General features: G+C 67.9%; 10 protein-coding genes and 1 riboswitch. Of the genes, 7 read left to right on the top strand and 3 right to left on the bottom strand.

Going from position 1 to position 14,892, the window contains the following annotated elements:
- The first annotated feature begins 280 nt into the window (after nucleotides 1-280).
- From ACIP6N_RS24835 to ACIP6N_RS24825, 3 genes are all read left to right on the top strand, one after another.
- The gene (locus ACIP6N_RS24835) at nucleotides 281-2,425 is read left to right on the top strand and encodes an ATP-dependent nuclease (RefSeq protein WP_401818933.1); all 2,145 of its coding nucleotides are present in this window, start codon (nucleotides 281-283) and stop codon (nucleotides 2,423-2,425) included.
- On the top strand, nucleotides 2,422-4,236 hold the full coding sequence (locus ACIP6N_RS24830) for a UvrD-helicase domain-containing protein (RefSeq protein WP_401818931.1): 1,815 nt from the start codon (nucleotides 2,422-2,424) through the stop codon (nucleotides 4,234-4,236). The genes ACIP6N_RS24835 and ACIP6N_RS24830 overlap by 4 nt, the downstream gene beginning before the upstream one ends.
- Nucleotides 4,237-4,872: 636 nt before the next feature.
- On the top strand, nucleotides 4,873-7,131 hold the full coding sequence (locus tag ACIP6N_RS24825; RefSeq protein WP_401818929.1) for a serine/threonine-protein kinase: 2,259 nt from the start codon (nucleotides 4,873-4,875) through the stop codon (nucleotides 7,129-7,131).
- 144 nt (nucleotides 7,132-7,275) lie between these two features.
- Here the strand turns inward: ACIP6N_RS24825 and ACIP6N_RS24820 are convergent, their stop codons facing one another.
- From ACIP6N_RS24820 to ACIP6N_RS24810, 3 genes are all read right to left on the bottom strand, one after another.
- Nucleotides 7,276-8,007 carry a Clp protease N-terminal domain-containing protein gene (locus ACIP6N_RS24820; RefSeq protein ID WP_401818928.1) on the bottom strand — a complete coding sequence of 244 codons (732 nt, stop codon included), beginning with the start codon at nucleotides 8,005-8,007 and terminating at the stop codon, nucleotides 7,276-7,278.
- Nucleotides 8,008-8,161: 154 nt separating this feature from the next.
- Nucleotides 8,162-8,845, bottom strand: coding sequence for a guanitoxin biosynthesis heme-dependent pre-guanitoxin N-hydroxylase GntA (gene gntA, locus ACIP6N_RS24815; RefSeq protein ID WP_401818926.1), 684 nt, complete (start codon nucleotides 8,843-8,845; stop codon nucleotides 8,162-8,164).
- 249 nt (nucleotides 8,846-9,094) lie between these two features.
- Nucleotides 9,095-9,976 (bottom strand): peptidoglycan-binding protein, encoded by an 882-nt coding sequence (locus ACIP6N_RS24810; RefSeq protein ID WP_401818925.1) that lies wholly within the window; start codon nucleotides 9,974-9,976, stop codon nucleotides 9,095-9,097.
- Between the two features lie 1,204 nt (nucleotides 9,977-11,180).
- Nucleotides 11,181-11,366, top strand: a riboswitch (cyclic di-AMP (ydaO/yuaA leader).
- A 4-nt stretch (nucleotides 11,367-11,370) separates the two neighbouring features.
- Here ACIP6N_RS24810 and ACIP6N_RS24805 point away from each other — a divergent pair.
- From ACIP6N_RS24805 to ACIP6N_RS24790, 4 genes are all read left to right on the top strand, one after another.
- Nucleotides 11,371-12,174 carry a transglycosylase SLT domain-containing protein gene (locus ACIP6N_RS24805; protein ID WP_401818922.1) on the top strand — a complete coding sequence of 268 codons (804 nt, stop codon included), beginning with the start codon at nucleotides 11,371-11,373 and terminating at the stop codon, nucleotides 12,172-12,174.
- A gap of 229 nt (nucleotides 12,175-12,403) precedes the next feature.
- Nucleotides 12,404-13,354, top strand: a complete 951-nt coding sequence (locus ACIP6N_RS24800; RefSeq protein WP_401818920.1) for a hypothetical protein — start codon at nucleotides 12,404-12,406, stop codon at nucleotides 13,352-13,354.
- Nucleotides 13,355-13,373: 19 nt separating this feature from the next.
- The gene (locus ACIP6N_RS24795; protein WP_401818918.1) at nucleotides 13,374-14,033 is read left to right on the top strand and encodes a hypothetical protein; all 660 of its coding nucleotides are present in this window, start codon (nucleotides 13,374-13,376) and stop codon (nucleotides 14,031-14,033) included.
- Nucleotides 14,014-14,847, top strand: coding sequence for an inositol monophosphatase family protein (locus ACIP6N_RS24790; protein ID WP_401818916.1), 834 nt, complete (start codon nucleotides 14,014-14,016; stop codon nucleotides 14,845-14,847). The genes ACIP6N_RS24795 and ACIP6N_RS24790 overlap by 20 nt, the downstream gene beginning before the upstream one ends.
- The last annotated feature ends 45 nt before the right edge of the window (nucleotides 14,848-14,892 follow it).

The raw sequence follows: 14,892 nt of genomic DNA, 5'->3' as shown, positions 1-14,892 counted from the left end.
TCACGCCGTGCGACTCGTACATGGTCATCCCTCACCCGGTCCGTCGGCCTGTGAGGTGGTGGCCGTATGGGCGCCGTATGTCAAATATTTGAGAGTGAATTTAGATCGATAAATGACCGAATTTAAATCAAATCTGACCGTTGTGCATTGAAGGAATTATCGTGAAAAGATGCGGCTTCAGATCCTGAGGGGGTGACGGCATCTCATGGGGCTTGTGGCTCCGTTGATGCGCGCTTTTCCCCGATGCTCGGGGTGTGTACGAGCGCAGCAAGGAGCCGCGATGACCCAGCCCAGTGAGCCGCATGCCATTCCGGGCCCGCGACACGGCTCCGCCGAACCACGCCCGCCCCGACTCACCAAGGCAGTCATCTGCAACTTCCGGTTGCTCCGTAGAACCGAACTCTCCTTCACCGAAAAGGTGACGCTGTGTGTCGGCCGCAACAACACGGGAAAGACCTCGCTGGCGAAGCTGTTCGAATTCTTCGTGGCGAGGAAGAAGGCCGCGCTGCGCATTGAGGACTTCTCCGCTGACTGCTACGAGGAGTTCCTTGCCGCTCATCGCCTCTTCGCCTCGGGTGAGGCGGAGCAAGCGCGTGACACAGTTCCAGCAGTCACCCTCACTCTCCGTATCTCCTATGACAAGGATTGCGGCCAGTACGGACCCCTGGCTCCCTTCGTGGTGGACCTTGATCCCGACTGTTCCGAGGTGGTGATCAGGTTTGTCTATGCGTTGAGGGACGGTGCCTTGAAGGAGTTCTTCGACGGTGTGCCGGTGGGACCGGATGCCGCGGCCACGCTTGAGTTGCTGGGCAGAGGCATTCCGAAGCACTTCGAGATGTCGGTGGTGGCGGTCGACCCGACCGACGAGGGGAACGTCCGAACGGTTGACCTCGCGGACGTGCGCACCCTGGTGAGGGTGGACTTCGTCGAGGCGCAGCGAGGGCTGGACGACGAGGGCGAGGGGCATGTCGCGCCGATCGGAGCAGTCTTCGAACAACTGCTGGCCGCCGCAGAGAAGAGTCACAATGCGACGTGGCTGGAGGAGCTCGCCGCGAGCATCGATAAGACGCTCGTGACCACCTCCGGCAGTCTCGACAGCAGCCTCCAGAAGGTCCGCGAACAGGTGGCGCCGACGTTGAAGGCCTTCGGCTATCCAGGTCTGGGCAACCAGGAGTTCGTCACGGCTGCCCGGCTGGACTCCAAGAGGCTGCTCAGGAACTTCGCACGTATTCACTACCCGGGGGTGGCCGGAGTGCGGTTCCCGGAGTCGTACAGCGGCCTCGGTACGCGGAACCTGGTGATGATTCTGCTCAGGCTCTTCGCCTGCTACCGCGACCACACGGCGATCTCTCCGGAGTCGGGTATCCATCTCGTTTTCCTGGAAGAACCAGAGGCCCATCTGCATCCTCAGATGCAGGAGGCGTTCATTCAGCGACTCACGGACTCTGTCTGTCTGTTCCCTCGAATCGATGCGCAGATGAGAGCGAACATGCCCGGGCAGGCGGGAGCGGTCGAGGAAAGCAGCACCGCAGGCCACAGCAGCCCTCGGTGGAACGCTCAGTTCGTGGTGACCACCCACTCGGCACACGTGGCCAACCGGGGTCACTTCTCCGACATCCGATACTTCCGGAAGGAGGAGAACACCGTGGAGAGCGGAGACAAGCCGGGGCCAGCCCGCACCGTTATTAAGGACCTTTCCCAGGTAGCTGGCGACGAGAGGTTCCTCCGCAAGTACCTGACTCTCACCCGGGCCGACCTCTACTTCGCGGATAAGGCCATCCTCGTCGAAGGCGCCAGCGAGCGTGTCTTCGTTCCAGCTGCGGAGGAGAAGCTGGCGGCGAGGAGGCCCGGAGAGACATCCCAGCACCAGTACGTGACCTTTATGGAGGTCGGCGGGGCGTATGCCCACAAGTTCTATCCGCTGCTGAGGTTTCTCGGGATCCCGGCCTTGATCATCACGGACCTCGATCCCGTAGACGGCAAGGTGCCCAAGAGCCGCAAATGCCTGGTGTCCGAGTCCGGGCGCACATCCAACCAGTCCATCAGGGCGTGGTCCCCCGAGATGGCGGACACCACGGTGGCCGGGCTGCTGCAGCGGGCCGAGACGGATCTGCCGATCATCGGCGGCAGCATGTGCCTCGCCTACCAGGTGCCGGAGGAGCCAGGCGGTCCGTGCGGCCGCACTTTCGAAGACGCGTTCGCGCTGGCAAACCGGGCCCTGTTCGGTATCCCCATGGGTGACGCTCCGGCCGCGGAACTGGAGCAACAGGCCCGTAGCAGCGTGGAGACCGGGGGCAGCAAGGTCGACTTCGCCCTCGACCACGTCCTCGGGGGCCACGACTGGCAGGTTCCGAGGTACATCAGACGTGGCCTCGAGTGGCTCATGGCACAGGACGGGACGGCTACGAAGGCGGACGTCCAGTGACGACCGATGCGGAAGACGTCACGCGCACGATCCTGACGGCTCTCCAGGGAGGCCGTCACTTCAAGGTGGAGGCCGGCGCCGGTGCGGGCAAGACCAGCTCACTGATCGAGGCGCTTCAGAGCATCCTGGCCGATCGCGTCCGCTACCTCCCGCGGCGCCATCAGCGCGTCGCCTGCATCACCTACACCAATGTGGCCCGCGACGAGATCATCAGTCGTACCGACCGCAGCCCGCACGTGTTCGCTGAAACCATCCATGGCTTCCTGTGGCAGCTGCTCTCCCCTTTCCGTAAGCACCTGTTGCGCCACATCGTCGAGCTGGACATCATGCTGTCGAAGATGGAGGGCCACACCTCGCTGGACGGCTACACCGTCGAGTACAGCACCGGCTTCCAGAAAGTGGACCACGATACCCGTCGCGTGCACCTGGGGCACAACGATCTGCCCGTCCTCGCGAGGGTGCTCTTCGGCCTTCCCAAGTTCCGGGCCCTGGCTGCCGACCGGTTCCCGATCATCTTCGTGGACGAGTACCAGGACACTCCCGCCGGTCTGGCGGAGGCCATGCTGGGCACGCCGGGCGATGAGGCCACCGAGCGTGGCCCCCTCTGCGGCTTTTTCGGGGACCACTGGCAGCAGATTTACGACAACGCTTGCGGGGCGCTCCAGGACGTCCGCCCGACACCGGTCTTCAGAGTGCGCAATCGACGCTCACAACGCGCCGTCGTGAACCTCCTGAACACGATGCGTCCCGAACTGACGCAGACCACGGCGTCAGGAGCTGGCGAGGGCACTGTCGCCGTCTATCACACCAACGAATGGGCCGGGACAAGGCTCACTCACCACCAGAAGGGGCAGCTCGGCTGGGACGCGGCCCACGCGGCTCGGAAATGGGTACTGGACGACGTCCGCGACCGGTTCTGGAGCACCAGGGCATCCGGTCGCGATGCCCAGGTGATGGCGGAGGAGCCCAGCACCAAGATCCTCATGCTCACGCACGAGACGATCGCCGGCGAACTGGGATACCAGAAGCTCCACGGGGCCTTTCGGCGCAGCAATTCCTACGTGAGGAAGGAGGACCATGCAATGGCCTTCTTCATGGACACGCTGGAACCGGCACTGCTTCACCACCGGAACAAGCGCTACGGCGCGATGTTCGACGCACTCGACCCCCGTGGCCGTCCACCCGTCAACTCGTCGGCCGACAAGCAGGAATGGATGGCGTTCCTGACGAAACTAGGGCAGGCCCGGGAGACTGGCACGGTCGGCGATGTCCTCGATCTCTGTCTTGAGCAACAGCTCTTCGACGGCCTGGGGAAGGTGCGCGAGCGCCATCGGAAGGCTGTATCACCATCCGACTCTGACCCGCAGGCTGTGAGTGACGGCAAGGCCGAAGCCCGGGCGGCGGCTCCGTCGAAGGAGTACCAACAACTGCGCCAGGTGCCGTACGCGGAGTTGCTCGCGTTGAACGAGCACCTCGGCGGCGGTACGCCTTTCGCCACACAACACGGAGTCAAGGGGCTGGAGTTCGACCGGGTCCTCGCCGTGGTTAGTAAGGGACACTCCCGCTTCCAGATCCCCGAGATGCTGGCCAACTTCTCCCGGCGCGACGAACTGATGGGCAAGGATCTGGAGGGGTTCATCAGGGCGCGCAACCTCTTTTACGTGGCATGCTCACGAGCCAGAGAGCATCTGGCCATCCTCTTCACCACGAAACTTGAGCCCGCGGCACTGGACACCCTCCGGGAGTGGGTCGGCGAGCAGCGGATCACGTCGCTGAGGTTCGACGGGGACGCGGTGGTGGGCAGCGAATGAGGGGACAAGGCAGACCGAGCGGATCCCCGACATCAAACCGCCAGCCCCTGACAAGCCACCCCTGAGGCGCGACGGTGACCGCAGCCCCCCGATATAGATGGCACACCAGGAGGCGCGAAGTACCTTGCGGTGAATGCCTTCCTCGTTATCCGAAATCTGGCGACGCAAGACGGAAGATTTCAAGTCCTCGAGACGGTCGTGAGGCTATGAGGTTGGTGGTGTGGGGACTGTGGCCGGGTCGTTGATCCAGGTTGTCTGGGGTATCTCGGGTGGTCTGGGACAGCGGCCGAAGCGTTCGGGGCGCCATGTCGTACTCCGCGACGATCCGCAGCTTGTACTCCGGGGTGAAAGTGCGGCACTTCGGCCGCGAAGCCGGGCCGGACCGTGCCGGTTCGGTGCTGGTTATAAGAGGGTGATTCTCCTGTTGCGCCCTCTCAGGCTAACCCGACAGAGCGGGATGTCTCGCCCAAGGCTGACAGAGAGGGACCGCACGACGTGTCCCGGCCACGGCAGTGCCGGGCTGCCGGTTCGTCACCCGTTTTTTCTCTGCCGTACCGCCCTGCGGCTAGTTTGTGTGCAGCACAGGTACGCAGACCCGTGGCGGCAGAGATGCGCGGGGGACGAGAGGCGGGAAGAGTGTCGCTGCGCGGAGGTGATCCGACCGAGATCGGCGGTTATCCGCTTGAGGCGAGGCTCGGTTCAGGAGGCATGGGCACGGTCTTCCTGGCCCGTACCAGCGCGGGGCGACCTGTCGCGGTCAAACTGATCCACCAGCACTTCGCGGGGGACGACGAATTCCGTATCCGGTTCCGTCAGGAGGTGGCGGCGGCAAGGCGGGTGAGCGGCGCGTTCACCGCTGCCGTGGTCGACGCCGCCCCCGAGGCCGAGCAGCCGTGGATGGCGACGACCTACATCGAGGGCGACACGCTCGCCCAGCGCATCGCGGCGAACGGCCCGCTGAACGGAGCGGAGCTGAGGAGACTCGCCATCGGGCTGGCGGAGGCGCTGCGCGACATCCACCGGGTGGGCGTCGTCCACCGTGACCTGAAGCCCTCGAACGTCGTGCTCTCGCCCGAGGGCCCGCGCGTCATCGACTTCGGCATTTCGCGCGCCGCGGACCAGCAGACGCTGACGATGACGGGGCGGGTCATCGGTACGCCGCCCTTCATGTCGCCGGAGCAGTTGCAGGCGCCGCGTGGCGTGGGGCCGCGGTCCGATGTCTTCTCGCTGGGGACACTGCTGGTGTACGCGTCGACCGGCCACGGGCCCTTCGACGCCGACAGCCCGTACATGACGGCCTATCAAGTGGTGCACGAGGAGCCGTCGCTGAGCGCCGTCCCGGCGGCTTTGCGTACGGTCGTCGAGTCGTGCCTGGACAAGGAGCCCGAGGGGCGCCCCTCGGCGGACGAACTCCTCGTACGGCTCCGGGACCTGCCGGCCGACCTCGGCGGAACCGACGCGAGTGGGGTCGGCGCGGGCCGCACCCGCGACATGATCACCGAGCATGACCTCGCGATGCGGGGCACTCCGGCGCCGATCGCTCCGGCCTCCGCCCTGGCCGGTCCCGGCACGGGGAGCACCGACACTGGGAGCAGCGACAGCCCCGTCGGCCGCCGTCCGCGCCGCCGGTGGCGGCCCGTGCTCGCGGTCGCGGTCGCGGTGGCGGCGATCGGCGGGGGAGTCGCCGCGCTGACGGCCGGCAGCTTCGGGGGCGACAGCGGCGCCGACAAGGGCGACAGCGTCGCGGCGCCGGGTGGAGTGCTTCCGGCCGGCTTCACACCGTGGCACCGGACTGTGCCGGGCGGCCGCGAGGACATCCCCGACGAACTGCGTTGCGTCGCGCACGGCGACGCGCTGTTCTGCGGGGGCGGCGGAGTCGTCGCGACCCGAATCAGGGCCTCGGACGGCTCGCGGGTGTGGACGGAGAAGAGCCCGGGGGTGCCCGTCCAGGGCATGCACCTGGTGGGAGCGACCGACGACACGGTGCTCGGTTACCGTTTCGCCGCCGAGGACGCCCCGCAGGGCCCCGCCGACGAGGTGGTGGCCATCGACGCGGACAGCGGCCGGGAGTTGTGGTCCGTGCCGTCAGGCGCGCAGTCGCAGGCGGTCACGGGTAGGTCCCAGGACGCCGTGGTGACCGGCTCCGCCGTCGTGACGGTCGACGCCTCCAACTCCCGCTTCGAGGCCCGGGACGCGCACAGCGGAAAGGTGGCCTGGACGACGCCGTTCCCGGCGGGCACGCTGTGCGCCCCCGTTCCGGTGGGCGCACAGCTCTACGCGATGTGCGCGACGGCGGTGGAGGTGGATGCCCTGGAGGTGCGCCATCCCGCCCTGCACCCGCTCGACCGCGCCTCGGGGGTGCTGGGCGGGCCCATCGCGGTCGAGGGGCCCGCCGTGCCCATGGGCGTCGCCGACGGCAGGCTCGTATTCCTGCGGGTGCACATGGAGGGACCGGCACTGGCCGGCTACGACGGGGTGGCGCGGCTCGACCCGGCATCGCGGAAGGTCACGTACTCGCGGCTGCCGGAGACGTACGCGGGGACGCCCGGGATGGCGGACGGCGTCGTCTACGTGAGTGGGCAGACCGGTCTCATCACGGCGCTCGACCCCGCGACCGGCCGGAAGAAGTGGTCGCGGCAGACGGGCGTGGAGGGCGCGTCGGGTCCCGCGACGGGAGCCGACGCGCTGTATTTCAGCTCGGCCACCGGCCGGGTGGTCGCGCTGTCGCCGAACGACGGCAAACCCCTGTGGGCAACGGACCCGCAGGCCGACGGTCTGACGGGCGAGCAGGGCGCGAGTCCGCGCGTGACCGTCGCTGGGCGAGCGGTGATCGTGGCCGCGGACAAGAACACCCTCTTCGCCTTCGACGCGCGGAAGCCGCCGAAGTCGAGCTGACCCCGGCGGCACCGGCCGTCTCGCTCGCCGTGCGGACATCTCAGCGGCTCACCCGGTCGCCCGCCCGGCGAGGTCGCGTCCGCTCGTCAGCGGCGGTGACACTTCGCGGAGGGAGGCGGACAATGGGTCCGGCGGTGCGTCCTGTCACCCCTCGAGCTTCGCCCGGATCGCCCGCAGGGCGGCCGACAGGTGCTCGTCCGTGCTCGTCTTGTCGAGTCCGAGTCCGCTGAGCACGCCCTCGCCGTTTTCCTGTTCCAGCAGTGCCAGCAACAGGTGCTCCGTTCCTACGTAGTTGTGGCCCAGTCGCAGCGCCTCGCGGAAGGCAAGTTCGAGGGCCTTCTTCGCCCGGGCGTCGAAGGGGACGAGGTCGGGTACGGGCTCGCCGGAGGGCTCGGACAGCGCATCGGTCACTGCCTCCCTGACCGTCTCCAGCTGCACGCCCTGCGCGATGATCACTTGGGCGGCCAGCCCTTCCGGGGCGTCGAGCAGTCCGAGCACGAGATGGCCTGTGCCGATCTGTGTGTGACCACCTTCGTGGGCCTTGTTCTGGGACGTGACGACGACGTTCTTGGCTCGCGGAGTGAACCTGCTGAAGTCCTGGTTCGCGTCGGGGGCCGGCTCGTCCTTCGTCACGAACCGCTTCTGGACGGCCTGCCGCGTGACGCCCATGGACGTCCCGATCTCGGTCCATGAGGCGCCTGAGCGGCGGGCCTGGTCCACGAAGTGGCCGATGAGGTGGTCGGCCACCTCACCGAGGTGGCCGGCGGCGGCGACAGCGCTCTGGAGCTGATCGAGGGCGTCGCCGTCCACCTGCTTGATCGCGTGGATGAGGTCGTCAAGACGGACGGGATTGCTTACCTGCGTCGGCTTCGTCATGAGGCAACCGTAGGTTGACGGTTGAACTGGCGTCAACCCTTGGTTGACACCCTGAGGAGGTGTCCGGGTCGTGTTTCAGAAGTGGCGTTGTCATCTCCGAAGGCGCCACGGGCGGACGGGACTTCTGAAACACGGCCCAACACCCTCGGGTGGCTCAGTTGGCGGACGTGCTCAGTTCGCGCTCGGTCTCGCGGGCGGCGAAGGGGCACTGCCATTCCGCCGGCTTCGGGCGGCCCGAGTAGCGGCGGGCTTCCGACAGTTGCTCGTACTCGTGCAGGTTGGGGTTGATGTTGCCCTGCAGCTTGATGTCCTGTTTGCGTATCTTCTCCGCCAGCCGGTCCCACATCCCGGCGCCCTTGATGTGGCCGAACTGTTCGTGGGAGTTGAAGGCGAGCATGGGGAAGGGAGGGCGCCTGCCGAGCCGGACGTGTGTCTCGTGCAGGCCGATCACGAAGAACGGGTGCCCGGCGACGCTGAAGGCGAACTCACCGGACCGGGCGTCCGAGGAGTATCCCTCGGCCCAGCGGTGGGACTCCGCGTCGTACTCGTGCAGCAACTGCAGCTGCTGCCAGAGCAGTCGCTCGAACTCCAGCTCGTCCACACCGCGCGGTTCCGCGAAGGTCGCGATGAAACTGGTGAAGGACCGGGCGCCCCAGTCCGCCGACCGTACGTACGCCTCAAGGTCTTGAGCCATGAGCCGGGCGGACCCGGCTTCGCCCAGCCTGTCGTAATGGCGGTGCATGATCCCGCCCTGGCGCCAGGCAGAACGGCCTGCCAGGCAGGAGAACGTGTCTCCCAGCAAGAACTTCTCGACCTCACCATGCGCATGCGCGGTCATGGCGGCTCCTTCCTTCTACGTCCCTCCCTGAGGGAGATCAGCTCCACACTCATCGCGGCGTCCGCTCCGGGCGCCCTGAACGCGCAGCCGCGCGACCTTCCTCGTCAGGCAAGTCGGAAGGCGGCAAGGCTGGTTGTACCGCAGGACGGAGGGAGGGCCGCCTTGGTGATTGTCGCGGTGCGAGGCCGATCAACGAAATCGGGCCTCCAGTCCCTTCCGTTTCACCGCGTTTCGTGGGGAAGCGCCCTGTCAGACGGCCGGCACCTTGAGCCTGTCCCAACTGGCCCGGCCCGGGATGCCGTCGGCGTCCGTCCCTGAGTAGCCGAGCTTCTTCTGCCAGGCGGCGTACGAGGTACGGTCGGCCTCCGACCAGTCAGGGCCGGGGCCCACCGCGTACTTTCCGCAGCCTTCGGCCACCAGCCGCTCGCCCATCGCCGTCACGACGGCGCTGTGTCGTCCCACCGTGAAGAACGCCGCTCCGGGGAACGGTTCGTACGTGGCCGGGGGCTGCTGCGGCGGGTTCCGGGGACCGTCCGGTTCGCCGGCCAGGCGCTCGCTGATCCGGTCGCGCATCGCGTCCATGGTGAACCCGCGCGGGTCGATCTTGCCCGGCTGCCACTCCTTGTGGCCGATCACGGAGCGGCTGCTCCAGCCATGCGCCCGGCAGAGCGCGGCGGCCGCCTTTTCGATCGCCTCCAACTGGGCTGCCGGCCACGGGTCCTCGCCGTCGCCGAGGTTGACGCACTCGAAGCCATAGAAGCGGGAATTTCCGTCGGTGTCGGCCTTGGCGACGGCGGGCAGCGCGGTTTCGCTGATCACCGCGCGCAGGACGTCGCCGTCGCCAAGGCCGGCGTGATTGGCGCGGCCCCAGCCGACCAGATGGATTGTGCCGTCCTTGGCGATCACGCCGTGGCACAGCGGGCCCGGTAAACCGTCGTAGCCGTCGTAGCACATGGTCACGGAGCTGTCGGTGCCTGACGTCACGGTGTGATGGATCATCACTCCGTTCATCGGCCCCCAGGCTCCCTGGGAGTTGCGGTTGTGCGTGCGCCAGCTCCCGTGTTCGACGACCTGCAGGCCCTCGTCGCGGAGGGCCGTGAGCAGTGTGGAGGCGGACAGTGGTGTTGCCATCGTGGGTGCTCCTTCGCGGGATGCGGTGTGCGGGTGTACGGGTAAGCGCGATGGTGTGTCGTGTGGGCCGGACGTCTGCCCGCCCCGGCTTGCGTGTCGGGTTTCCTCTTCGTGTCCTTGGTGTCGTCGGCCTCCCTGACGGCAGTCTTCGGCTTGTTGCCCTTCCGCGCGGCAGGGGCGGCCGGCGGCGTGAACCTCCGACGTGGATCTGCCACGGTTCCCTCTCTGTCTACCCGGGCCGGCGGGCGCGAAATGGGCCCGGATCCCGCCAGGGGAGCGTAGGAGCGGTCGGCCGGCGGCGTCCGTCAGCCGGGCCGGATCCTCCAGCGGCCCGGCTCCTTGGCGTGGACCTCGGGTATGGGGGCACTCGCCGTGCTGTTCGGTCGAGTTGAGCGTGACACAGGTTCTTCGGCGGCTCCCGCTCCGGCTGTCCGGACGCTCTGCGCGACGGCGCCGCCAATGCCGCGGAATTGATACCCCGCATAACTGACGGCGTATCGCGGGATGAACCGCCGAAGTGACTTCGAATTCCGCGAAACTGGTGACGCGCACCGGCCGGTTGGGCGGATCTCGGCGGTCGCGCCAGGCGCGCGCGGTCACCAAGGCGGTGACCGGGGCGACGCGGCTCCGCTGCTCCCTGCGGTGGCTCTGTTTATGGTGTTCGTTTTGCGGCGAGCCTTTGGAGTCAGCTTTCCGAGTGCGAGTGAATGCGTCACGCGGCCCGACCTCGCAGTACCGGTGCGAGCGCGCTGTGCGAAAGCGCGACGTGATGGCCTCCGAAGGGCGGCCGATGCTCCCTGCCCGTCGGCCTCGGGCTGCTCGGAGGCGTAAAGCCCCGGGGATGGCCAGGACCGTTGCCGCGCTGGGTTGACTGCCGTATCCGGCGGTTGTGAGGTGCCGGTGACCACTGCCACCCCACTACCCCTTATGGGCGTTTTGGGTGTCTTGCGCCCGAAGTTCCTGCGCGTGGCTTTCATGTCATTTATTGGGCTTTATTGCGCCTTGTGACGTGGATGGTTCCCTTGCGGCCGTGGTGTGCGTCACGTCGACGGTGTGTCCCTGGTTCTCGTCGCGTCCGTCCACTTCCCCGGCGGAGAGGGAAAGTTGAGTAAGCGGATCTTTCTCCGAAGCATTCAGGGACGGCGTAAAGATCAGAATTCGGAACTTGTTTTCTCCGGACGCTTTCGCTTACGTTCTCGTCAATCCGGATGAAGCGCCGAATCCTGCCGTCATCCGGAAACCGAACCTACTCACGTACGGCAGGAGCGGGGGACCCAGGTAAGTCGCCGATCCGAGACCCGGATCGGCTCGGGGTGAAGCCGCATTCCTTGCGGCCGGGCATCTCCAGCCCGAACCCGACAGCTCACCTCGCAGGCGACGGAGAGGAATTCTTCATGCCCACAAAGGGTAAGCACCGTCGTTCCAGAACCAGCCGTATCGCCCGGCGTCTCGTCGCCGTCGGCACGGGTGGTGCCGCGCTCGCCCTTCCGCTGGTGGTCTCGACGACCGCCAACGCGGCGCCTTCGGTACAGAGTGTCGCCGCAGCCACTCAGCCGGAGACCTCCGCGACGCAGCCGGAGACCTCTGCGACCACCTACTCCGTGGTCGCGGGTGACTCCCTTTCCAGGATCGCGGGCGCCCATTCCCTGGGCGGCGGCTGGAAGCAGCTCTACCAGGACAACCGGCAGGCCGTCGGCGACAACCCGTCGCTCATTCACCCCGGCCTCAAGCTGACCATCGGCGAGAAGGCCGAGGTGCCGGCCGCGGCCAAGTCCGCCGCCAAGCCTGCCGCCGCGTCGGAGGCTGTCCAGGTCACCCCCGCGAGCGCGTCCGCCGGTACGAGCACCCCCGCCATCCAGGCGACCGCGAAGACGTACGCGAACAACCTCGACGGCTGGATCCAGGAGTCGCTGGACATCATGGCCGAGCACGGCATCCCCGGCACCTACGACGGGATCCACCGCAACGTCATGCGCGAGTCCTCGGGCAACCCGATGGCCATCAACAACTGGGACTCCAACGCCGTGGCCGGAACGCCGTCCAAGGGTCTGCTCCAGGTCATCGACCCGACCTTCCAGGCCTACCACGTGCCCGGTACGTCCATGGACAGCTACGACCCGGTCGCCAACATCACCGCCGCCTGCAACTACGCGGCCCACAGGTACGGCTCGATCGACAACGTGAACGGTCCCTACTGACCGGTCCGCCGACCCCGATCGCACCACCCCACCGCCCCGGCCCCAGGAGATCCGCCTCCTGGGGCCGGGGCGCGTGCGTGCGCCGAGGCGACGGGCCGGCGCGCCCGCGTCCGCGGAAGTACCGGCGCGCCCCCGGACCCGCGCGCCCGCGTCCGCCGTGTCCGGGATCGTCCTGGCGGGCGGCAGAGCCTCCCCCTACCATTCAGGTCTCACGGGGGAAGGCGAAGACATGGCGCAGCGGGTAGGACGCCTGGAGAACGGCGTCGCGTGGGTGCTCAAGAACCTGGACGTGGTCATCGCCGTCGGGCTGGGGCTGACCATCGGCTTCCTGGACGTCTTCGGCGATGTCATCAGCGACGACGTCTCCTCCGGCGCGACGCTGCTGGTGCTGGGCACTCTGGCGGTCGGCTCGATGACCGAGCGGATCCGGCGCAAGTCCGACTTTCGCGAGGCATCCGCCGAGACCCGCAGAGCCCTGGAGGATCTCGCCATGGTCCGCTCCCTCTCGGGCGACCAGGTCGGCGAGGCGCTGGAGCGGGCGCGGCAGCAGACGAACCGCTGGTTCTTCAAAGGCGGTACGGGAACCTACCTGCGCGCCGTGACACTTCCCCGGTGCGTGGAGGCCGCCACCCGGCAGCGCGCACAGCTCAGCGTCAAGGTCGACATCATCAACCCCGGTGACGAAAAAGCCTGTTCGGCCTACGCGCGGTTCCGTCAGACGTTCGCTCCGCAGCGCAACCCGGCCGCCGCCGAGGCCTGGACCACCGACAGGACCCGCAAGGAGGCGTACGCCACCGTGCTGGCCGCGTGCTGGTTCCGCCAGCGGCTGGACACCCTGGAGATCAGTGTGCACCTCTCCTCCGCGGTGCCGACCCTCCGCTTCGACCTGTCCGAGACATGCCTGATCATCACCCAGGACGACCCCAGCCGCGTCAACCTCCTGGTCTCTCGGGACCAGCCGCTCTACGACTATTACGTCACCGAACTGCACCAGAGCAGGGAGCAGGCGGTCAGGCTCGATCTGCGCGACATCACGCCGCTGAGCGACGAGCCCACCGTCGACGAGGTACGCGCGGTCTTCGGAGACGTGGAACTTCCGCTCCCGGCGGTCTTCACCGACGGAGATGTCGGGGAGATTATAGAAAAGGCACTGCACGCTCAGGATCCCTACCGGAGGTGAGACGCCCCGGGCGCGGCCCATGGACTACGACTCGCTCGACCGGCTGCTCCGGCCCGGCGCGACACCGGACGCCGCCCGCGACAGCGCCGCCGGGGCACTGGCGGACATCGCCTCCGGCACAAGGGAGTTACGCGCCGTGCGGCATCCGCTCGGCTTCCTCTGCCTGCCACTGGTACGCGACGGCACACGCGGCGTCTGCGTCCACCTCTTCGAGAGCGGCGTCCCCGCCGAACCCACCGCGGCCCCGATGCACGCCCACAGTTGGGAACTGCGCAGCCTGGTCCTGTACGGACAGGTGATCAACCTTCCTGTGTGCGTGCGGGATCGGGCGCCGGAACCGACCCACCGGGTCTACGAGGTCCACAGCGAACAGTCCGGTGTGGACGAACTGCGGCCCACCTCCCGCCTGGTGCGTACCGAACCCGGGCCCGTGCACACGAGTTCCAGCGGCGACACCTACTCGGTCAGGGCCGGGGAGTTCCACGCCACCGTGGTCGCCCGCGGCGAGCCCGCCGCGACGCTGGTCCTGGGCAGATCGCTGCCGGGCCGCACCGACCTCTCCCTCGGACCGCTGCACGGCGGCGGCCACCGCACGGTGCGCAGGCTGTGCGATGCGGAGCACACCGAACGGACCGTCCGTACCGCCCTCAGGAGGGTTCATGACGAGCAGCGCGGCTGACCCGGGCGCGCGGCCGTACGCCCGTGAGCAGCAGGTGGCCGTCGAGGCGGCCGAGGAGGCGGGAGCGATGCTGCGGGCCCGTTTCCAGGGCGCGTACGCGGTGCGGACGAAGGGCGGGGACGGCGATGTCGTCACGGACCTCGACCTGGCCGCGGAGAAGCTGATCCTCGCCCGGCTCCAGACGCATTTCCCGCACGAACGGATCCTGTCCGAGGAAGCCGGACTCCTCGACGCGGCGGGTCACCGTACGTGGCTGGTGGACCCGCTGGACGGCAGCAACAACGTCGCGATCGGGCTGACCGCCTACGCGGTGGGGATCGGGCTGTGTGTCGACGGCGCGCCCGTGGTCGGGGTGGTGCACGAGCCCGTCACCGGCTCCACCTGGCGTGCCGCGCTCGGCCAGGGCGCGTACTGCGCGTCGGGCAGGCTCCACGGCCCCGCGGGGCCCGTGCCGCAGGCCGGTCCCGTCGTGGCCTGGACACAGGGTCACGCGGTGAGCCGGGACGACGAGGTCGCGGCGGAGCTGCGGCGCTCACTGGAGAGGCGTTCGCGGCGCGTGCTTCAGCTGTGGGCGCCGCTGCTGGGATGGACGATGCTGGCGCGGGGCACCATCGACGGCTTCGTCGGGTACCGCGCGGAAGGCATCGACTTCCCGCCCGGCGCGCTGCTGGCCTCCGAGACGGGTGTGGAGTTCCGGACGCTGGACGGCGGCCCCTTCCGGGTGAGCTTCGGCGGACCGGACACGGGGCGCAGCTTCGTCGCGGCGCGCGCCGAGACCCTCGGGTATCTGCTGGACGTCGTGGGGACGGCGTAACCCCCGCGGGCGCATGCGACACGGCCCACCGCACGCCTCTCCGCG

The sequence above is a fragment of the Streptomyces sp. NPDC088725 genome (assembly GCF_044751305.1).
Lineage (GTDB): Bacteria > Actinomycetota > Actinomycetes > Streptomycetales > Streptomycetaceae > Streptomyces.
This window is presented reverse-complemented; position numbering and strand designations above follow the sequence as displayed.